This window comes from Galbibacter orientalis DSM 19592, assembly GCF_000260115.1.
GTDB classification, from domain to species: Bacteria; Bacteroidota; Bacteroidia; order Flavobacteriales; family Flavobacteriaceae; genus Galbibacter; species Galbibacter orientalis.
Genome location: NZ_JH651379.1, coordinates 1,940,384 through 1,962,334 on the forward strand (window position 1 = coordinate 1,940,384; position 21,951 = coordinate 1,962,334).

The 21,951-nt window shown below is 33.5% G+C and carries 13 protein-coding genes; 8 read left to right on the forward strand and 5 right to left on the reverse strand.

Going from position 1 to position 21,951, the window contains the following annotated elements; translation table 11 throughout:
• Positions 1–302: 302 nt before the first annotated feature.
• The 4 genes from JOOMADRAFT_RS08595 (at position 303) to JOOMADRAFT_RS08610 (ending at position 10,072) form a co-directional block, all read left to right on the forward strand.
• On the forward strand, positions 303–3,434 hold the full coding sequence (locus tag JOOMADRAFT_RS08595) for a SusC/RagA family TonB-linked outer membrane protein (RefSeq protein ID WP_008612603.1): 3,132 nt from the start codon (positions 303–305) through the stop codon (positions 3,432–3,434).
• Between the two features lie 30 nt (positions 3,435–3,464).
• Positions 3,465–5,087 (forward strand): RagB/SusD family nutrient uptake outer membrane protein, encoded by a 1,623-nt coding sequence (locus JOOMADRAFT_RS08600; RefSeq protein ID WP_008612604.1) that lies wholly within the window; start codon positions 3,465–3,467, stop codon positions 5,085–5,087.
• Positions 5,088–5,448: 361 nt separating this feature from the next.
• Complete coding sequence (locus tag JOOMADRAFT_RS08605) at positions 5,449–8,610, forward strand: SusC/RagA family TonB-linked outer membrane protein (protein ID WP_008612605.1); 3,162 nt, start codon at positions 5,449–5,451, stop codon at positions 8,608–8,610.
• Between the two features lie 13 nt (positions 8,611–8,623).
• Positions 8,624–10,072, forward strand: a complete 1,449-nt coding sequence (locus tag JOOMADRAFT_RS08610) for a SusD/RagB family nutrient-binding outer membrane lipoprotein (protein ID WP_040879628.1) — start codon at positions 8,624–8,626, stop codon at positions 10,070–10,072.
• A 153-nt stretch (positions 10,073–10,225) separates the two neighbouring features.
• Here JOOMADRAFT_RS08610 and JOOMADRAFT_RS08615 read toward each other — a convergent pair whose 3' ends face one another.
• The 5 genes from JOOMADRAFT_RS08615 to JOOMADRAFT_RS08635 all read right to left on the reverse strand — a co-directional run bounded on the left by JOOMADRAFT_RS08615 (position 10,226) and on the right by JOOMADRAFT_RS08635 (position 16,477).
• Positions 10,226–11,497, reverse strand: coding sequence for an adenylosuccinate synthase (locus JOOMADRAFT_RS08615; RefSeq protein WP_008612607.1), 1,272 nt, complete (start codon positions 11,495–11,497; stop codon positions 10,226–10,228).
• An 18-nt stretch (positions 11,498–11,515) separates the two neighbouring features.
• Positions 11,516–11,959, reverse strand: coding sequence for a Fur family transcriptional regulator (locus JOOMADRAFT_RS08620; RefSeq protein WP_008612608.1), 444 nt, complete (start codon positions 11,957–11,959; stop codon positions 11,516–11,518).
• A 124-nt stretch (positions 11,960–12,083) separates the two neighbouring features.
• Positions 12,084–14,288 carry a RelA/SpoT family protein gene (locus JOOMADRAFT_RS08625; protein WP_008612610.1) on the reverse strand — a complete coding sequence of 735 codons (2,205 nt, stop codon included), beginning with the start codon at positions 14,286–14,288 and terminating at the stop codon, positions 12,084–12,086.
• A gap of 131 nt (positions 14,289–14,419) precedes the next feature.
• Positions 14,420–15,652, reverse strand: a complete 1,233-nt coding sequence (locus JOOMADRAFT_RS08630) for a M48 family metallopeptidase (RefSeq protein WP_008612611.1) — start codon at positions 15,650–15,652, stop codon at positions 14,420–14,422.
• 27 nt (positions 15,653–15,679) lie between these two features.
• Positions 15,680–16,477 (reverse strand): TrmH family RNA methyltransferase, encoded by a 798-nt coding sequence (locus tag JOOMADRAFT_RS08635; RefSeq protein ID WP_008612612.1) that lies wholly within the window; start codon positions 16,475–16,477, stop codon positions 15,680–15,682.
• Between the two features lie 279 nt (positions 16,478–16,756).
• On the opposite strand from JOOMADRAFT_RS08635, the gene JOOMADRAFT_RS08640 reads away from it, so the two are divergent.
• From JOOMADRAFT_RS08640 to JOOMADRAFT_RS08655, 4 genes are read left to right on the forward strand one after another with little or no spacing between them, the layout of a single operon-like run.
• Entirely contained in the window at positions 16,757–17,428 is a 672-nt protein-coding gene (locus JOOMADRAFT_RS08640; RefSeq protein WP_008612613.1) for a TetR/AcrR family transcriptional regulator, read from the forward strand.
• Positions 17,425–19,071, forward strand: coding sequence for a peptidase domain-containing ABC transporter (locus tag JOOMADRAFT_RS08645; protein WP_008612614.1), 1,647 nt, complete (start codon positions 17,425–17,427; stop codon positions 19,069–19,071). Before JOOMADRAFT_RS08640 ends, JOOMADRAFT_RS08645 begins: the two co-directional genes overlap by 4 nt.
• Positions 19,072–19,074: 3 nt before the next feature.
• On the forward strand, positions 19,075–20,442 hold the full coding sequence (locus JOOMADRAFT_RS08650; protein WP_008612615.1) for an HlyD family secretion protein: 1,368 nt from the start codon (positions 19,075–19,077) through the stop codon (positions 20,440–20,442).
• A gap of 6 nt (positions 20,443–20,448) precedes the next feature.
• Positions 20,449–21,864 (forward strand): TolC family protein, encoded by a 1,416-nt coding sequence (locus tag JOOMADRAFT_RS08655; protein WP_008612616.1) that lies wholly within the window; start codon positions 20,449–20,451, stop codon positions 21,862–21,864.
• The last annotated feature ends 87 nt before the right edge of the window (positions 21,865–21,951 follow it).

Here is a 21,951-nt window from a genome sequence, read left to right on the forward strand (position 1 = left end):
TTGCATCAAAAATAAAGTTTTTTCATTTAGTTGATGATTTGTTAGGAAGAATTTATAAAAAAGAAAGGCGAAACCTTTAATTTATCTGGTAAAATTTCAGGAAAAAGACTTCCAAACTAGTTAATTTGAATTATGAATTTATTGAAAATGGGCTCTTCAAAATAAGATATTATGAAATTATAATTTGGATTTTTGTATATCCATAATAACGGATAAAATTCTTACTGAAAAGCATTCTTTCCTACAAAAAACTGACTTTTTTGGCTACTTTCGCGGCACTAATTTCTAAACTTATTTAAATAATGAAATCAAAATTACATGTGTTTTTTTCGCTATTCTTAGCGTTTCTTGTTCAATTTGCCGTTGCACAAGAAGTAACCGTTTCGGGAACAGTTACCGACCAGGACAATATTCCTTTGCCCGGAGCTAATGTGTTGGTCAAAGGTTCTAAAAATGGAAGTCAGACCGACTTTGATGGGAATTATTCCATTAATGCATCTACAGGAGATATTTTAGTTTTTTCTTACGTAGGGCAAACTACAGTAGAACGTAAAGTAGGAGCTTCAAATATTATTAATGTTGCCTTGCAACAAGATGCGCAGACGTTGGATGAAGTTATAGTAGTAGCTTATGGAACTTCTACAGAGAAAGACTTTACTGGTTCTGCAGATGTTATTAAAGCTGAAGATTTTGGCTTAAGAACATTAACCTCTCCTATTGGAGCAGTAGAGGGGTCTACAACTGGAGTTCAGGTTTTATCAACTTCTGGTCAGCCAGGTTCTTCACCTAGTATAGTTATTAGAGGTGTGGGTACATTAAACGGAGATACAGATCCGCTTTATATTGTAGATGGTATTCAGTTTGAAGGAGGTATTAATAGTCTAAACCAAGATGATATTGCATCTATTACGGTTTTAAAAGACGCAGCTTCAACCTCATTATATGGTTCTCGTGCTGCAAATGGAGTTGTTATGATAACAACTAAGAAAGGTAAAAAAGGAACTGGTATTAAAGTAAATATGTCAAGTCAATATGGGGTAGTTACAAAAGGTGTTCCTGAGTATGAAGCTGCATCGCCTGGTCAATATTACGAAATGATGTGGCAGGCATATAAAAATTCTTTAGGAGGAAGTGATCCAGCTACAGAGGCTTCTGCATCTATTTATAATCGTTTGGGTTATAATCCATTTAATGTTCCTAATGATCAAATAGTAGGGGTAGATGGAAAATTAAACCCAAATGCCCAAGTAATTGCTCAAGGTTTAGATTGGTATGATGCTTTGGAGAGAACAGGAAGCCGACAAAATCTTTCTTTAAATGCTTCTGGAGGTGGTGAAAATCATAACGTGTTTTTCTCAACATCTTATTTAGATGAAAAAGGATATGTTGTAACTAGTGATTATAAAAGAATGACTAATCGTTTAAGTGGGAGCTTTTCTCCTGCAGAATGGTTGAGTTTAGGAGCAAACATGAATTTTTCTTCTACCACACAAAAAGGACCAATGTCTAGAGGAAGTTCTATTGCCAATCCATTTGGTTTTGCAAAAGGAATGGGATCAGTTTATCCAGTATATGTGGTGGATCCAACTACAGGGGATTATATTTTAGATGCTGAAGGAGCAACTCAGTTTGATTATGGTGAAGGATATTCAGATTATGGAATTCGTTCTAGACCCGTAAACGTAGGGCGTCATGCTATTGCTGAAGCTTTATTTAATAGTGATGTTACTAAAATTAATAATATAAGTCTTAGATATACTGCAGATTTTAAAATCTTAGAAGGCTTAAATTTTAAATTATTATATGGTCAAGATACTAATGATTATATAAATAAGGAATACGAAAACAACATTGTAGGAGATGGAGCGCCTGCTGGTCGCTATGGTGAGTTGAGATTTAGAAGAACTGTAGAAAACTTTAATCAGATTATTACCTATAATAAGGACTTCGGGAGACATAATTTTGACGTTACTTTAGGACACGAAAGTTTTAACCGTCATTATAGTGAAATGGATGGTTCTAGTAATACCCAAACAGCTGTAGGGATTTATGAGTTCGATAATTTTTCTACTATCTCAGATTTATCTGGATATAGCTCAGATAAGAGACTTGAAGGATATTTTGCAAGGTTGAATTATAACTTCGGACATAAATATTATATAAGTGCCTCTGCAAGACGCGATGGATCATCAGTATTTAATAAAGATGTTAGATGGGGTAATTTTTATTCAATAGGAGGATCTTGGAGAATAGACCAAGAAGGTTTTATGGAAGATGTTGATTTTGTTAATAATTTAAAATTGCGAGCGTCTTTTGGTCAAGTAGGTAACGATGATTTAAACGATTATTACATTTCTCAGCCTAGATACTCATTATATACAAATGCTGGGGATCCAGGGATATATTGGTCAGATTTAGGAAACAATGCTTTGACATGGGAGACAGTAGATAGCTGGGATGTTGCATTGGAGTATGGTTTCTTTAATAATAGATTACACGGTTCTTTAGAGTATTACAGAAAAAATTCTTCTGACTTATTATACAACGTACCGCTTCCACTTTCAAATGGTTTAAATGAAGGACCAGCAAATATTGCAGACATGTACAATGAAGGTTTTGAAATTGGTATTACTGGGGAGTTACTAAGATCAAACGATTTTAATTGGGATTTAACTGTTCAAGCTTCTACTTTGAAGAATGAGATTACAGATATTCCATCACCATTTATTGATGGTTCGAAGAGATGGGATGTTGGACGTTCTAGGTACGACTTCTTTATCTATGATTATGCTGGAGTAGATCCAGATAATGGGGATGCATTGTATTATATGTATGAAGATGATGTAGACACTGGGGGCCGAGTTCCTGTACTAAATGCAGATGGAGACCATGAAACTACAAATGATTATCAAGATGCAGGGAAAGCATATGCAAACTCCACGCCAATACCAGATTTATTTGGATCGATTACCAATCGCTTTAGATATAAAAATTTAGAGCTTAGTGTACTTCTTTTGTATTCTATAGGGGGAGAAGTTTTAGATTATGGTTATGCGGCTATGATGCATGAGGGAGAATATGGAGAATCGCTTCATCCAGATATGATGAATGCTTGGAAAGCACCTGGAGATATTACAGATGTTCCAAGATTGGAAAATGGAGCACCAAATCAATTGGTATCAGGATCTACAAGATTTCTAACCGATGCATCTTATTTTGGAGTTAAGAATGTAAGCTTAGCATATAATTTTAGTAATGATATCCTAGATCCGTTAGGATTAAGTAAACTTCAATTTTATGTTACTGGAGAGAACTTACTTATAGATTCTGAAAGAAGAGGATTGAACCCAATGTATAATTTATCAGGAACACCAGAAGGAAATGATTATAACCCATCTAGAGTAATTTCTTTTGGAGTTAATGTTTCATTTTAAGGGGAATTAAAAAATAATAAATTGAAAATTATGTTACGAAAAATTTATATGTATTTGTTGATAGTCTCAACAGTACTTTTTACCATAAGTTGTTCAGAAGATTATTTGGACACAACACCAACAGATGCTATTTCAGCAGACGATGCACTTTCTTCTCCTGAAAATATGATGTTAATACTTGAAGGTCTTCATAGGCAAATGTATGCACAGTCTCCATTGCCAGGGGCTGAGAGTTCTAGAAGTGGACAAAGTCACTTTATACCTGCTTTAGATGCAATGGGAGGAAATATAATCCACTCTTCTCCAGGGAATGGTTGGATGACTTCAGATTTACAATGGCGTACCCACATCAATGCTGGTTCTACTACTGTGGAAAATTTTTGGTACCAACGTTACCATTTTATCGCTAGTTGTAATTCTATTATTAATGAAGTTGCTGAAGGAGAGTTTGTAATTGATGAGGAAATGAATAATATCCTTGCACAAGCACATGCTTATAGAGCTTGGGCTTATCATCAATTAATAATGACTTATGCAAAAGGGTATTTGGTAGGTAGTCCAGATACAGATCCAGGAGTACCTTTGTTATTAGCAACAGAAGCACCATATACAAGTCAACCACGTTCAACAGTGGCAGTTATTTATCAACAAATAGCAGATGATATAAATACTTCTATTGGGTATTTCAAAAATGCTTCTGCAGCAGCAAATAAATCTCATATATCAATAAATGCCGCTTATGGTATAAAAGCAAGAATTGCATTGTCAAAAGGAGCATGGAAAGAAGCTGCTGATGCAGCAGCTTTAGCTAGAAGTGGTTACTCTTTAATTGATGAAGCTGCATGGAAAACAGGATTTAATACTACTGATTTATCAGAAGTTATTTGGGGTGGACGTGTAATAGATGCTGAAACGAATTATTTCCAATCCTATTTCTATTATATATGCTCAACCTTTAATGGGTCTCAAAATAGAAGTAATCCTAAGTTAATTAGTAGTGAATTATATAATCAAATTCCTGCTACAGATTATCGTGCAGATGCATGGTTGCCTTTAGCTCCTAACACAAATTCTGGTGCTTCTAATGATCAAGGAGGAAGTTATGAAACTGATCCTAATTATGATAATGACGATGACTTTTGGGATGCTTGGGAAGATATTATAACCACTTATGGTATGACTACAGGGCATAATACGCATCCATATATGAATGTTAAGTTTTTACAGAAAAATCCAGGAACCACAGATCCAGATGATGTAATATACATGCGTTCCTCAGAAATGGTATTGATAGAAGCAGAAGCAAAGGCTATGTTGGGAGATATTTCTGGCGCTCAAAATGCATTGGCTATTTTAGGAGAGAAGAGGGATTCAGCTTTTGATAAAACTGCTTTTGGAACTAAAGAATCATTGATGGATCAAATTAAATTTCAACGTCGTGTAGAGCTGTGGGCTGAAGGATTTAGCTTTCATGATAACATTCGTTGGGATGAAGGTTTAGATCAATCAAATTCAGGAGCTGCTGAGGTTTTATATCAGAATGGATTTATGCAAGCTAAGCCATCGGTGAATCCAAAATGGATATGGAAAATTCCACAAGCTGAGATTGATGCAAATCCAAACTTAACAGAAGACGATCAAAATAAATATTAAAGTTTTCTATCTAAGTTAATAGATAAGATAGAAAATTATACTATTTATTATTGAATAATGAATGGCTAAAATGTCGTTTGGAACTAGTTCCAAACGACATTTTTTTTACGTTTAGTGTATCTTTTTTCAGATAAAATAGAATTGTATTATCTACTAAATCTATAGACTTTTCTTACTTGATTAACAATATTTAACACATTCTTAAAATATTAGATAGATATTATATTATTGATTTTTTTTCACCTAATTATTTAAATCACTAATAATAATTCATTAAAATTAACTATTCTTTAGTTTTTCAATATAGTTTTAACATAAATTTCTATAAGTTAGTACCGCTAATCAAAAACTATATTTAATAATGAAATCAAAATTGAGTGTATTTTTAATGCTAGTACTAGCATTTAATGTGCAATTTATTTTTGCGCAAGAAAAAACTGTAACCGGAGTGGTTACAGATCAAGATGGTTTACCCCTACCTGGAGCAAATGTTGTAGTAAAAGGAACTGCAGTAGGAGCTCAAACAAATTTTGATGGTGAGTATTCTATTCAAGCTAATGTAGGAGATATATTAGTTTTTTCATATGTAGGACAAAAACCAGAAGAACGTACAGTAGGGACTTCTAATGAAATTAATTTAGCGCTCGTGCAAGATGCTCAGGCCTTGGCTGAAGTAGTAGTAACAGGGCAAGGAATTAGAAGGGAGAAAAAAGCACTGGGTTTTTCTCAGCAATCTGTAGAAGGAGATCAGTTAGTTCAGGCTAGAGAAACAGATGTTAATAATGCCTTGGCTGGTAGGGTTTCTGGGATTCAGGTGGTTGGAAACAGTAGTTCTACTTTTGGGGAGTCTAAAGTTAGACTTAGAGGAAATGACGATTTGCTTTATGTAGTGGATGGGGTTAGGATTAATAATTCTAGTGATATAAATACAGATAATATTGCTGAGATGTCTGTTTTAAAAGGGGCTTCTGCAACTGCAATTTATGGCCCTGAAGGAAGAAATGGGGTAATCATCATTACCAGTAAATCGGGTACTATAGGTGCTGCTAAAGTGGAAGTGAATTACTCTGTTGGGTTGAGTTCGGTTTCTGCCCTACCAAAATATCAAAATGAATATGGAGGGGGATATAGTCAAACTTTTAATACGTTTAGTTATGATCCTGCTCAAGACCCTGCATCATGGGCTTCATTTGACGGACAGCAATATCCAGATTTTTGGGCTGATGAAAGTTGGGGGCCAAGGTTAGATGGACAAATGGTGAGACATTGGGATAGTTGGATTCCAGGTACTCCTGAATTTGGAGAGCTTAGACCTTGGACACAATCTCCAAACGATGTAAGAAGTTTTTACGATTCTGCCCTCACCAATAATACTACGGTTTCTTTTTCTAAAGCTGGTGAAGATTATAATGTAATGAGTACAGTGTCTTATGTTAATCAAAATGGTGTGATTCCAAATACAAGTAACCAATACACTAAAGTAGCGTTAAATGCTTTTTATAATGTTACCGATAAATTAAAGTTTGTAGCAAATATTAATATAGAGGATAGAGATAGATTGAATAACCCGGATCAAGGTTATGGCAATTTAGGCTCTAATTTTAATCAATGGTGGCAAAGACAATTAGATTTTAATAGACTACAGGATTATATGAGAAATGGACAAGCAGTGTCTTGGAATATAAGAGGTCCAAGAGATGCTAGGCCTTTGTATTGGGATTCTCCTTATTTTCATTCTTATGAAAATGAAAGGCATGATTATAAAAACTCATATTTTGGTAAAATAGGGATTGTTTATGAGATAACAGATGATCTTGATTTTACATTCGATGTAAGAAGAACTTTTTATTCCTACTTAGCAGATGATAGAGCTACAACAATTAGTTTATTAGATCCTGCTTTTTATTCAGAGCAGCAAAGTAGAAGAGAGCGGCAAGACTTCTTTGGAATGCTTAATTATCATAAGCGTTTATTTAATGAAAATTTAGATCTTGACATTGTTGTTGGAGGGGAAAAGATAGAGGAAGATTACAGATCATTATTCAGTACTACCAATGGAGATCTTACAATACCTGATTTCTATAATCTAGCTGGTTCTCAAGATCCTGTTACAGCTGAAAATCTAACTGAAAGAGAGAAGAGAAATGGATTGTTTACTAAAGCATCCTTAGGATATAAAGGAACAATATATATAGATGGGTCATATAGATTAGATTGGTCTTCAACGGCTAGAGCCGATGATAACCGGGTAGAAACATATGGAGGGTCTCTTAGTTTTCTGTTGCATGAAATACTTCCCAAAAATGATATTTTAACATTTGCTAAACTAAGAGCTGGTTATGCTAGCGCACCTTTTTTTCCAGATCCATATTTAACTAGTAATGTTTATGATGTGGATGTTTTGTATCAAGGGAATGGAAGACTTTCAGTATCTAATAATCAAGAAAATCCTATTTTAAGAGGAGGAACTAGGGATGAATTTGAAATAGGATCTGAGTTACAATTTTTTAGAAATAGAGTTTCTTTGGATTTAACTTACTTTAATAGAATAGACAATGATCTTCCTATTAATGTGCCTTTAGACGGTGCAACAGGATATTCTAATATTACCGTGAATAGTGGTAAACAAACTACAAATGGTTTTGAAGTTGGAATAACAGGAGATATTATAAAGAGTCAAGATGTAACTTGGACTCTTGGGGTGAATTTTGCAACTTTAGAAAAGGTTGTCAACGAACTTTATCCAGGGATTGATGCTAGAGATTTAAGTACCTATAGTACTAGTATAAGGTTGCAAGAGAGAGTAGGGGAAGAATATGGATTGTTCTACGGAACAGGATATGCTAAGGATGAAAATGGGAATATTCTTTTTACCGAAAATGATGGAAACTATTACTATAGTATTCAGCAGAATAAATTTTTAGGATCCCTATTACCAGATTATACAGGCGGAATTGTTTCAAACTTCAAGTATAAAAACCTCTCTTTTAATTTAGGATTCGATTTTCAAAAAGGAGGAAAGTATTACTCACGTACAGAGCGTTATTTAGACCATTCTGGACTTTCTGCTAAAACTGCTGGTTTAAATGATTTGGGGAATCCCAAGAGAGATCCTGTAAGTAGTGGAGGAGGAGAGCATATTGTAGGGGTGCTTCAAACTGGATTGGATGCTGACGGAAATCCAATTAGCGATGGAACTGTTGTGGATGCTTATGTAGATCCACAGGTATTATATAACTCTGGAAACTTAGGGACCATCTATGAGAATAACCTTCATGATGCTACTTATATAAAATTAAGAACCATTCGTTTGAAATATGACTTTAATAAGGCGTTAATAGAAAAACTGAGTCTTTCAGGAGCTTCAATAAGCTTATATGCCAATAATGTTTGGTTAATTTATTCTGATGAACCATGGATTGACCCATCAGAATTAGAAAAAAGAAATGATATAAATTGGGCAGAAGGGGGGACTTTACCAATGACTCGTACTGTTGGTTTAAACCTGAATTTAATTTTCTAAAAAAACAATGATGATGAATACCATATTAAGACATATAAAGATAGTGGCATGTATAACTGTATTATGTAGTTCATGTAGCACCATAGATTATGACGATACCAATGAGAATCCAAATGGACCAACCAGTGCGGTTACTTCTCAACTTTTAACTAATGCATTAACAAGCATTCCTGATATTGTAGTGGATGAAACCCCAATATTATATATGCAACATATTACAGAAGGGCAGTATCCTGGAGCTTCAAGATATTCTGGGCTAACCTATAGTTACGACGGATGGTATACAGGAGCTTTACAAGATTTAAATGAAATTATTGCTATTAACAGTGACCCTGAAACCGCGGAGGATGTGGCTGTTTATGGAGCTAATGCAAATCAAATAGCAACAGCTAAAATAATTAGAGCTTATTTTTTACAGTATATGACAGATCGTTGGGGGGCACTACCTTGGTCTGAAGCTTTTATGGGAATAGATAATCCGCAACCTAAATTTGATACTCAAGAGAGTCTTTATGATTTTATGTTTGCTGAAATTGAAGATGTATTGGCTACCATAGATCATAGCGCATCAGGGCCAAGTGGCGATATATTATTTGCTGGAGATATGGATCGTTGGGAAGCATTTGCTAATAATTTAAAAATGACCATGGCATTGAGAATTTCCGATGTAAATCCATCATTGGCTAAAACTAAGTTTGAAGAGACTGTGGCTTCTGGATTGTTAGTAATGGACAATGCCGATAATATTGAATATCATTATGGAACAGATGATGCCAGTGATAGTCCATGGATGGATAATTTTAGAACAAGAGAGGATTATATCCTGTCGCGAACTATGGTTGAATCTTTGAGAGATAATATGGATCCAAGGTTGTTTGAGTTTGCAGTTCCTGCTAGAGATAGTATCTCAACAATAACTAATTTCCCTGGAGGGATAGATGCTGAATATGTAGGGGCTCCTAATGGGAATGTAAATGGAAACGTTCCTAGTTATTCTTTTATAGCGAGTGAGATTATTTACGAACCAGATTATCCATCGCCAATTTATACCGCTGCACAGATAAAATTTGCTTTGGCGGAAGCTTCAATGAAAGGATGGAATGTAAATGGAGATGCTGCTACTTTTTATGAAGAGGCCATAAGCGCTTCCATGGAGTATTGGGGAGTAGAGGCTACAGATATACAAAGCTATATTACTGCACATCCTTATGCTGGTATAGCAACTATAGCTTATGAAAAATGGGTGGCATTATATTTAAATGGACCAGAGGCTTGGGCAGAATGGAGAAGGTTAGATGCTCCTGCACTAACACCATCGTCTTATGCTAATGACCCTCGAATTCCAGTAAGACATGCTTACGATGCTTCTATTTCTGATAATAATGCAGCTAATTATCAAGAAATGATTCAGTTTCAAGGACCAGATAATTTACACACTAAACTTTGGTGGGATGTAAATTAAAGATTGTTCTCAATTTGTAAAAATTGAATTTAAGAGAGAGCCTTTAGTATTTATACTTTAGGCTCTTTTGATTTGTATAGATGCTCAAGTTCGAAATAAAAAAGCCTCAAATCTTAATGAAATGAGGCTTTATAGTTTGTAATATTTTTAAAACTATCTATTAATAGTTTGAGTTCTGTCTGGTCCAACAGAAACTATTTTTATAGGAACATTTAATTCTTTTTCAAGGAAATCTATATAATCATTTAATTCCTTCGGAAATTCTTCTGTTGAGCTTAATTTAGTAAGGTCTTTATCCCATCCATTCATTTCAGTATAAATAGGAGTTACATTTTCAGCTTCAATATTATAAGGTAAATGCTCAATAGTTTCTCCTTTATATGAATAAGCGGTACAGACTTTTAATTTTTTAAATCCGCTTAAAACGTCAGCCTTCATCATCATTAATTGGGTTACTCCATTAACTTGTACAGCATATTTTAAAGCAACTAAATCCAACCATCCACATCTTCTAGGTCTTCCCGTTACAGCTCCAAATTCATTTCCAATTCTAGCCATGTTTTCTCCATCTTCGTCAAATAACTCTGTTGGGAAAGGGCCACTTCCTACACGAGTGGTGTAAGCCTTGAAAATTCCAAAAACTTCACCAATTCTGTTTGGAGCAACTCCTAAACCTGTACAAGCTCCAGCAGCAGTTGTGTTAGAAGAGGTTACAAATGGGTATGTTCCAAAGTCAATATCTAATAAAGATCCTTGAGCTCCTTCAGCTAGAATAGTTTTATTTTCTTTTAAAGATTGATTTAAAAACTCTTCACTATCTATGAATTTTAATTTTTTCAATTCGGTAATAGCTTCAAAGAATTCTCTTTCAAGTTCTGCTAAATCATATTGAATATCTACATTATAAAAGCTAATCATAGCCTCATGTTTATCGGCTAAAGCTCTATATCTATCTTTAAAGTCGCTTAACTCAATATCTCCAACTCTTAGACCGTTTCTTCCAGTTTTGTCCATATAAGTTGGACCAATACCTTTTAAAGTAGAACCTATTTTGGCTTTTCCTTTGGAAGCTTCAGAAGCGGCATCCAATAATCTGTGTGTTGGAAGAATAAGATGCGCTTTTCTAGATAATATAAGTTTCTTAACGTAATCTATTTTAAATTGATCTAACCCTTCTAGTTCTTTAACAAAAACTACAGGATCTATAACAACCCCATTTCCAATTACATTAATAGAGTTTTCATGAAAAATACCTGATGGAATTGTTCTTAAAACGTGTTTTATGCCATCAAATTCTAAAGTGTGACCAGCATTTGGGCCTCCTTGGAAACGAGCAATGATATCATAATTTTTGGTGAGTACATCAACGATTTTACCTTTTCCTTCGTCTCCCCATTGTAATCCTAGTAGTAAGTCTACTGCCATTTTCTGTAAATAAAATTATTAGCTTTTTTCATTTTTTGTACCGTAAAAGTACAGTGAATGATTTTGAATTTTTATGTCGAAAACCTCTTCAATAGTTTTCTTGATATTTTGTATACGTGGATCGCAAAACTCCATTACTTCTCCAGTATCTGTTAAAATAACATGGTCGTGTTGCTTGTCAAAATATGATTTTTCGTAATGTGCTTGATTTTGTCCAAACTGATGTTTTCTTACTAAACCAGATTCCAACAAAAGCTCTATAGTATTATAGAGGGTAGCACGACTTACACGATAGTTCTTATTTTTCATTTTGATATACAAAGATTCTATATCAAAATGTTCAGTACTATCATAAATTTCTTGTAGTATAGCATATCGTTCAGGTGTTTTCCTGTGTTTGTGTTCTTCCAAAAATTTGGTAAACACATTTTTAACGATTTCTTGATTTTTTTCGTTCGCCATAATCAAATCTACGAATTAGGATACAAATGTAATGTTTAATGACGAAATATGCACCAGAAAATAAAAAGTACTCGCAAAACATTATAACAATATTAAGAGAGTGCTTTGTTCTTAATGTGCTTATTTAAATGCGTCTAACTTTATCAATACCATTAATTTTTTTCAAATTTTCTAACAATTTTTTCAGAATGGTTTTATTTTTAACTTCTACTGTAATTTTACCTGAAAAAACACCACCTTCTGTTTCGAAGTTGATATTTTTCATGTTTACATGCATATTGTTAGAAATTACTTTGGTAACATTACTTACTAATCCTAAATTATCAATACCATCTAATTTTATGATGGCTGTAAATTCTTGCTGTGTAGAATCTATCCATTTTGCAGAAATAATCCGGTACGCATAATTTGATTGTAAAGTAATAGCGTTAGGACAGTTTTTTTTATGAACCTTAATGCCTTCGTTTACCGTAATAAAACCAAACACATCGTCTCCAGGAATAGGATTACAGCAATTGGAGAATTTATAATCTAATTTTTCTTCTTCTTTACCAAACACAAGCTGGTCGTAATTAGTTGTAATTTCCTCCCGATTAATTTCCTCTTGAGCGGCTGGTTTCCGCATTTTATTCTTGAAGAAATTAATAAAGGTATTGTTACGCGAAGAAGCAAAATCTTTCAACATCTGGTTGTCAATTGTGCTAATTCCTACACGGTAGAAAAGATCTAAACTTGTTTTTAATTTAAAATATACTACCAAATCGTTAACAACACTTTCATTAAGTGTTATTTTGAGTTGTTTTAGTTTACGGCGTAATATTTCTTTTCCTTCTTCGGCAATTTCTTTTTTCTCGTCTTTAAGAGAAGATTTTATTTTAGCTCTTGCTCTTGCTGAGGTAGCATAATCTAGCCAGTTGGCGTTTGGTTTTGAGCTTTCCGAAGTTATAATTTCTACCTGATCTCCGCTTTTTAACTCTCTACTTAATGGAACTAATTTTCCATTTACTTTTGCACCTCTAGTTTTTAAACCTATTTCTGTGTGGATACTGAAAGCAAAATCTAATGGCGTAGCTCCTTTTGGTAAGGACTTTAGTTCTCCTTTTGGGGTAAAAACAAAAATTTCTTGGGAATATAGATTAAGTTTAAATTCTTCAACAAAATCTACGGCATTTCCGTCGGCGTTTTCTAGTGCCTCTTGTAGTCTGTTTAACCAGATTTCTATTCCTTGTTCTTTTTGTTCTCCGTGTTTATATTTAAAGTGAGCAGCATAACCTTTCTCGGCAATTTCATGCATTCGTTCACTTCGTATTTGTACTTCTACCCAACGTCCTTTCGGACCAATAACTGTAATATGGAGTGCTTCATACCCTGTAGTTTTAGGAGAAGAAATCCAGTCTCTTAAACGGGTTGGATTTGGTCTAAAATGGTCTGTTACAATGGAATATATTTTCCAAGCGAGGAATTTCTCATTGTCACGATCGCTCTTGTAGATTATTCTAATGGCAAACTTATCATAAACTTCATCAAAGCTCACATTTTGAGCTTTCATTTTTCTACGGATAGAAAATATAGATTTTGGTCTTCCTTTGATAGAATAATTTAAACCCTCTACATCCAAACTTTCTTTTATAACATTGCTAAAAGACTCTATATAGGCCTCTTGGTCTTCCTTAGTTTCTTCCATCTTACTTAGAATGTCGTTGTAAACATTCGGTTCGGTGTATTTTAAACCAAGGTCTTCTAGTTCTGTTTTAATATTGTAAAGTCCAATTCTATGGGCTAGGGGAGCGTATATGTACAGCGTTTCCGAAGCTATTTTTACCTGCTTATGTGCAGCCATGGAATCCATGGTTTGCATATTATGGAGTCGGTCGGCAATTTTTATAAGAATTACTCTAACGTCATCATTTAAAGTAAGAAGCATTTTTCGGAAATTTTCTGCTTGCAGTGAAATATCCTGCTCCGAAGTCATTTGAGATATTTTTGTAAGACCGTCTACAATTCGGGCAACAGTTTCCCCAAATAAACGTTCCATATCTTCTAAAGTATAAGAAGTATCTTCAACAACATCATGCAACAAGGCTGCCGCAATGGCAGTAGCATCCAGTCCAATTTGCTGCGCTACAATTTTAGCTACCGCAATTGGATGGAAAATATAGGCTTCCCCGCTTTTTCTGCGTTGGTCTTTATGCGCATCAACAGCTGTGTCAAAAGCCAAACGAATGAGTTTTTTATCCTCATCTGTTAGGGTTTGATAACTTATGCGCAATAACTCTTTGTATTGCCTAGCAATTTGCTTGTTTTCCTTTTCTACCTCTAATACCGTCATAGAATAAAAATAACATAAAGTTTATTATTAACCAACAAAATCTATGCCTTACGATTAATTCTTTAAGAAATGTTTTTCCTTGTAAGAAGGCAATAAGCAAAGTGTAAGATTAGTATTACCAATTTTGGTTTCTACTTAACCAAATTTGTAAAGCGTTCCAATAATGTTGGGTGAGAATAATGTACAAAAACATAGGCTGGATGTGGTGTAAGATTACTTAAACTATTTTTTGATAGTTTTTTTAATGAAGTAACTAGTGGCTCCCCAGCATAGGTGTTTTTTGCAAAATCATCTGCTTGATATTCAAATTTCCTTGAAAAATAATTCATTATGAGTCCAGTGATTTCTGAAATCGGACTGTAAAGAATTCCAAAAGCGATTAATCCCGCATGAAAACTCGGTTGATTTACACCAATTGCAAGTGACAATTCGGGGACATTAACAAACAATGATAGAATGAATAGTGTAATCCCTGTTAAAATGATAGAAGCAACTATATTGAAAATAATGTGTTTCTTTTTATAATGACCAACTTCATGAGCTAACACGGCTACAATTTCTTCTTCTTCTAAATCGTTTACAAGGGTGTCAAAAAGTGTTATTCTTTTTTGCTTTCCAAAACCAGAAAAATAAGCATTTGCTTTGGTAGAGCGCTTAGAACCATCAATAACAAAAATATTATCAAGCTGAAAACCTACTTTTGCAGCGTAGTTTTCAATTTTGGTTTTTAAACTCCCATCTTCTAAAGGGGTTTGCTTATTAAAAAGTGGAACAATTATTTTACTGTAAAACATATTCATAAAAATGGTAAATACAGCTACCATAATCCATGCGTAAATCCAAAAATTAGCACCTGCTATTTGATAAAACCAAATAATAAGAGCTAGAATTCCACCTCCTAAAACAGTTAGCATTAACCACCCTTTAAGTTTGTCTAGAAAGAAAGTTTTTTTTGAAGTTTTATTGAAACCATACTTTTCTTCAATAACAAAAGTATGGTAATAAGAAAATGGTGTGGTAATAATATCACTTGCAAAAGTTATTATTCCGAAGAAAATTAAAGCGATAATAACTTCATTATTGCTTATATTTCTAGCTATCTCATCAACATATTCAAATCCGTCAAAAAAGAAGAAACCAAGGGTTAGGCATAACGAAAATAAAGAACTGATATTAGAGAATTTATAATTCGTTTTTTTATAAGCCTGCGACTTTTTATATGCTTCTTTATCATAAACATCTGCTAAAGCTTCTGGAACTGGATTGTCAAAATTTTTAGCATTTAAGCTGTCTAAAATTTTATCAACTATAAAATCGATACTAAGTATGGCAATAATGATGTAAAATATTGTTTGTGGACTCATTTTAAGATAGATTAAATAATTTGGCTGTTAAAAGCCACGTTGTCTTTTGGCTTCAAATATAACAATAGCTGCAGCTACAGAAACATTCATAGAATCTATTTCTCCTTGCATGGGAATAATTATATTTTGAGTAGAGGCTTCAAGCCATTCTCCGCTCAATCCAGTAGCTTCAGTTCCTACAACAATGGCTGCTGCTTGCTTATAATTTACTTTGCTATAATTAATGGAAGCCGTTAAGGCAGCGCAATTAATAGAAATATTTTTCTTTTTTAGAAAAGAAATAATTTCTGAAGTGCTCCCAGTAGCAATATTATTTGTAAAAATACAACCAACGCTAGAACGTAAAATATTGGGATTATATAAGTCGCTTTTAGGATTTGCAATAACTACAGCATCCAAATTGGCAGCATCTGCTGTACGTAGCAAAGCACCAATATTCCCTGGTTTTTCAGGTGCTTCGGCAACCAAAATCAACGGATTTTCATTTTTAAATTGAAGGTTAGAGAGGTTATGCGTTTTTGCTTTTGCAATTGCCAGAATACCTTCGGTGGTTTGTCTGTATGCTAATTTCTGATAAACTTCTTTTGAAATTTTAATTAATTCTACATTCGGATGTTTTTGAAGTATTAATTTTACCGCTTCTTCCGAAATAATGGATTCATTAAAAAGAACTGTTTCTAGATGGTATGCACCCTTTAAGGCTAGCTCGGTTTCTCGGATACCTTCAACAATAAATAAACCCGATTTTTTACGCTCTTTGGATTTTTCCTTTAAGTGTAAAATTTGCTTTACCAAACTATTTTGTGTGCTTGTAATCTCTTTCAACAGTATTTTTTTTCAAAAATACTTTAAATCTGTGGTTTTTCAAGATGTGAAATCAAGGAAAACGATTTTTTGTAATACTACAAGGGTTTATTAAAGTTTATTTTCTGTTATTAAAATGATAATTTGGCAACTTGAATAGGTGGTTTTTTACATATTGATAATTTTTTATGCTTTTATTTTTAATATCATTTTTATACAGTTAATTAATGTTAAATAAACATATGTTGATAGTAATACTATTAATTTTGAATGCTGTAATATCAATAAAAAATAAAGGCTATGAAGTTGCCTGGTAACCTGAGGTTTACGATAAATGAGAAGCTATTTTTAAAAGACCCTGAGTCGTCTGACTTAGGGAGAAAGATTCTGAAGCACTCTATTTTAATGATAGATGAAATAGGATTTGATGCTTTCACTTTTAAGAAATTAGGAGAGTGTATAGGTTCTAATGAGAGTTCTATTTATCGGTATTTTGAAAACAAACACAAGCTGTTATTGTACTTATCATCTTGGTATTGGTCTTGGGTAGAATATAGAATGTTATTTGCTATTCAGAATATCGACGACTCTAAAGAAAAGCTTCATAGAGTAGTCTATGAGGTTACTTGCGAGGTAAAAGACGATATAAGAACGGAATATATTGATGAAGCTGTTCTAAATAGAATTATTATTTCTGAGTATTCCAAAGCATTTTTAACTAAAGAGGTGGATACAGAAAATAAAGACGGTTTTTTCTTGGTCTATAAAAAAGTGATATCACTGCTAGCAAACATTATTGCTGAAGTAAATCCCGAATATCCATACAGTAAATCGTTGGCTTCAAGTGTTGTTGTTGGAGCTTTAAATCAGCATTTTATAAAACGACACTTTAAAAGTATTACCGATTTTTCAGAACCAGATAAAAATGTAGCATCATTTTACATCCAAACACTTGATAAAATATTGTTATGACGCCATTTCAAAGATTTAGAGGCTTATTAAAAGTCGATAAAAAGGATATATATCAAATTATTCTTTATTCCATTCTAGCGGGAGTTATTAGTTTATCGCTTCCATTAGGGATTCAGTCCATTGTAAACTTTTTACAAGCCGGAAAAGTTAGTACTTCATGGGTAGTACTAGTTATTATTGTAGTATTGGGAGTAGCTATGGTAGGGGTTTTTAAGATTATGCAATATCGAATTACGGAGAATCTTCAGCAAAAAATATTTGTACGTTCTTCTTTTGAGTTTGCTTTTCGGTTCCCAAAAATGAAATTCAGTAAGCTATATCCATACTTGCCTGAAGAGCTAGCAAACCGATTTTTTGATACCATTAATGTACAGAAAGGAGTATCAAAGCTTTTATTAGATATGAGTGGTGCTGCCTTACAAGTTTTCTTCGGAATTATCTTATTATCGCTCTATCATTCCTTCTTTATTTTCTTCGGATTGATGCTTATTACGCTATTATATTTTATTTTCAAATTAAACTTTAACCCTGGGGTTGATACCAGTTTACAAGAATCGAATTTAAAATATAAAGTAGCACATTGGTTACAAGAAGTAGCACGTAATCATATGAGTTTTAAAAACAAGCGTGTTTTTAATTTTTCGTTGGATAAAAATGATGAGTTGGTAGGGGGATATTTAAAGTATAGAGAAAGTCATTTTGCCATTTTAAGAAGACAATTTATACAGCTAACAGGATTTAAAGTATTAATGACAGCTGGTCTTTTAATTATTGGGGGGATATTGGTACTTAATCAACAAATGAATATTGGACAGTTTGTAGCCGCAGAAATTATCATCTTAAATATTACCAACGCAGTAGAAAAGCTTTTTTCTGGAACAGAATTGTTTTACGATGTGTTGGCATCCTTAGAAAAAATAGGGAAAGTGATGGACATAGAATTGGAGTCTGAAGAAAAAGGGCAGTATAAATTAGAGGAAACTCCAATTTCAATTGAAACTAAAGAATTGAGCTACAAGTTTCCAGATTCTGAACACTATGTGCTTAAAAATATAACCCTAAAAATAGATCCAAACGACCGTATTTTAATAGAAGGACCAAATGGCTCTGGAAAAACTACTTTGGTAAGAGTTTTAAGTAGAATTGTAGAACCCACCGAAGGAATGGTGTATATAAATGGAACTAATTATAAAAAATACTCTCTAGAAGATTATAGGTTTAATATGAGTTCTATTAGTGTAAATGATAATGTTTTTGAAGGGACAATTCTGGAAAATATTACGTGTAAAAATCCAGAAATATCACTTTCTAGAATATTAAAAGTTTTAGAAGAATTGAAACTCTCAGATTACATTAGGTCGCTTCCTAATGGATTGGATACACAAGTACATTCTGGAGGGAAACAATTATCGTCTTCTATAGTCGAGAAAATATTATTAGCACGTTGTGTACTTTCAAATCCGAGGATAATATTTTTAGAAGAACCACTAGAAAATGTAGATAAAGCTTCTTCCATAGACATTATAGATTATATGACCGCACCTGATAAAAACTGGACTTTAATAGTAATTTCCAAAAATCCATATTGGAAATCAAAATCTAATAAGAGTTTTTATATGGTAAATGGAACCTTAAAAAGTTAGACTATGCTGAATATTTCAAATAATAGAATTCACAATTATGTAGATTCGAGTAGGTTTAAATCTATGACAATCTTTGCAGATAATAAGCATTATAAAATTATTCGGAAAGTAGTATGGGGGGTGTTTATTGCCATGGTATTGGTGTTGTTTCTTCCGTGGACGCAAAATATTAAGGGAAGCGGATTTGTTACTACGTTAAAACCAGGACAAAGGCCACAAGCTGTACATGCCATTATTGGTGGTAGAATAGAAGCTTGGTATGTACAAGAAGGAGATTTTGTTAAAAAAGGAGATACTATTTTACATATCTCTGAAACTAAATCGGAATATTTTGATCCAAATTTAGTTGAAAATACTGGAATTCAAGTAAAGGCAAAAGAGAGTGCTGTAGTGTCTTACACGGCAAAAGTAGAAGCTTTGGCACAACAAATTAATGCTATAAAACGGGAAAGACAACTTAAACTGAAGCAAGCTGGAAATAAATTGAAACAAAGTAGGCTGAAAGTTAAAAGTGATAGTATTGATTTGGAAGCTGTAAAAACTCAATTGAGTATTGCTGAAACACAGTATGAACGAGCTTTTAAACTAAATGATGAAGGTTTGAAACCGATGACTTATGTGGAGGAGAAGAAAGTAAAGCTACAACAAATGCAAGCCAAAATAGTAACACAAGAAAATAAGTTACTAACCAGTGAAAACGAATTAATTAATAGTGAAATGGAACTTACACGTTTGGAGGCTTCTTATGCTGAGAAATTAGCTAAGGCTGCGAGCGATCGACAGACGGCTCTAAGTACACAGTTTGATACCGAATCTCAGGTAAGTAAGTTGCGTTCTCAATATACGAGTTATCAAATTCGTAACGGGATGTATTATATTACTGCACCACAGGCGGGTTACGTAAACCGCGCCTTACAATCGGGACTCGGAGAAACTATTAAAGAAGGAGCGTCTGTGGTAAGTATTATGCCTTCAGATTTTGAGATTGCCGTAGAGTCTTATGTAGAACCAATGGATTATCCGTTAATTAATACAGGCGAAAAAGTACGTATTTGGTTTGATGGTTGGCCAACAATTGTTTTTAGTGGTTGGCCTGGAGTGTCTTATGGAACTTTTGGTGGAGTTATTGTTGCTAAAGAAAACTTTATTAGTGCTAATGGAAAATATCGTGTTTTAATTGCACCCGATCCAGAAGAAAAAACATGGCCTAATTTATTGAGTATTGGTGCAGGTGCACAAACATTGGCGCTTTTAGATACCGTGCCAATTTGGTTTGAAATTTGGCGAACACTAAATGGATTCCCTCCTAATTTTTATAAGACGCAAAACAAAGTGGTAGATAAAAGTAATGCAGAAAAAAACGAAAAATAAGTTTTTATGGAGATCAGTAAGTTACATATCTATGTATTCTCCTTGTTCTTAATAGGGATGTTTTTTGGTGTGCAAAAAGGAAATGCTCAAGAAGAAACTTTTAATGAAACATTTACTTATGAAGAGTTCTTGGGCGTTGTAAAAAAATACCATCCTTTGGTAAGACAAGCCGATTTAATTTTAACCACTTCAGAAGCAAAACTTTTAAAAGCCCGTGGTTATTTTGATCCAAAAGTAACGGCAGATTTTAATAAAAAACGTTATAAAGACACAGAGTATTATTCTTTATTTAATGGGAGTTTTAAAATTCCTACTTGGTATGGAGTAGAACTAAAGGCAGCTTTTGATAAAAATCAAGGAGATTATATCAATCCAGAAAATTATGTTCCAGAAGATGGTTTAGCAAGCTTTGGAATTTCGGTTCCTGTAGGACAAGGATTATGGATTAATAAAAGAATGGCTGAAGTTAAAAAAGGAAAACTCTATCAAGAATTAGGAGATTATGAACGTACATTGGCTGTAGTTGATGCCATAACGGAAGCATCTGCAGCTTATTTTGACTGGAAACAGCAATATGATAAAGCAAAACTGTATGAAACGTTTTATGAAAATGCTAAAGAGCGTCAGGAATGGATTGTTAAATCCATTGTATTAGGCGAACTTTCTCCAATTGATAGCGTAGAATCTGGAATTAATTTAAAAACTCGTAGGTTAGAGTGGGAGCAGGCAAATTTAAAATTGACAAAAAGTAGACTTTCTTTATCTAATTATATTTGGACAGAAGATGAAATTCCTCTTGAAGTTTCTGAACAAATGCAACCAGAGGAAACTTTAAAAGATAATATCCTTTCTGTTTTGAATATCAATCCTGTTTCTGAGGAAGTAGATCTTGAAAATCATCCAAAATTAAAAGCCTTGAGTACAAAAATAGCCATGAAAGATGTGGATAGGAGACTAATGGCAAATAAACTTTTACCAAAGCTAAATGTAAATTATAATTACATAGCAACACCAGATTATATAGACAACTATAATTGGGATGATTATAAAATTGGAGCTTCGCTTTCTTTTCCTATTCTATTGAGAAAAGAGAGAGCTGATGTGAAAATAGCAAAGGCAGAATTGAGTAATGCCCAATATGGATTGAAGTTTCAAATGCAAGAACTTCAGAATAAAGTAAAGGCTAAATTTGCGGAGCTAAATTCCTACCAAGAACAAATACTAATGAATGCCGATTTAGTATCAGATTATCAGCAAATGCATAATGCTGAAGTCCGATTGTTTGAAATGGGAGAAAGTTCTATTTTTTATATCAATACTCGAGAAAATAAATTGGTAAAAGCAAGGGTATCACAAATAGAACTAGAAAACGATTATTTTTTAATTGCTGCTGAATTGTATCGAACTTTAGCAATACTATAGATTTTGTGTTCTTATGCTTTTTTGAATTTTTAGTTTATCACAAACTACAAACCAAAAACCAAAAACTACTGCCTACTGAACACTGCT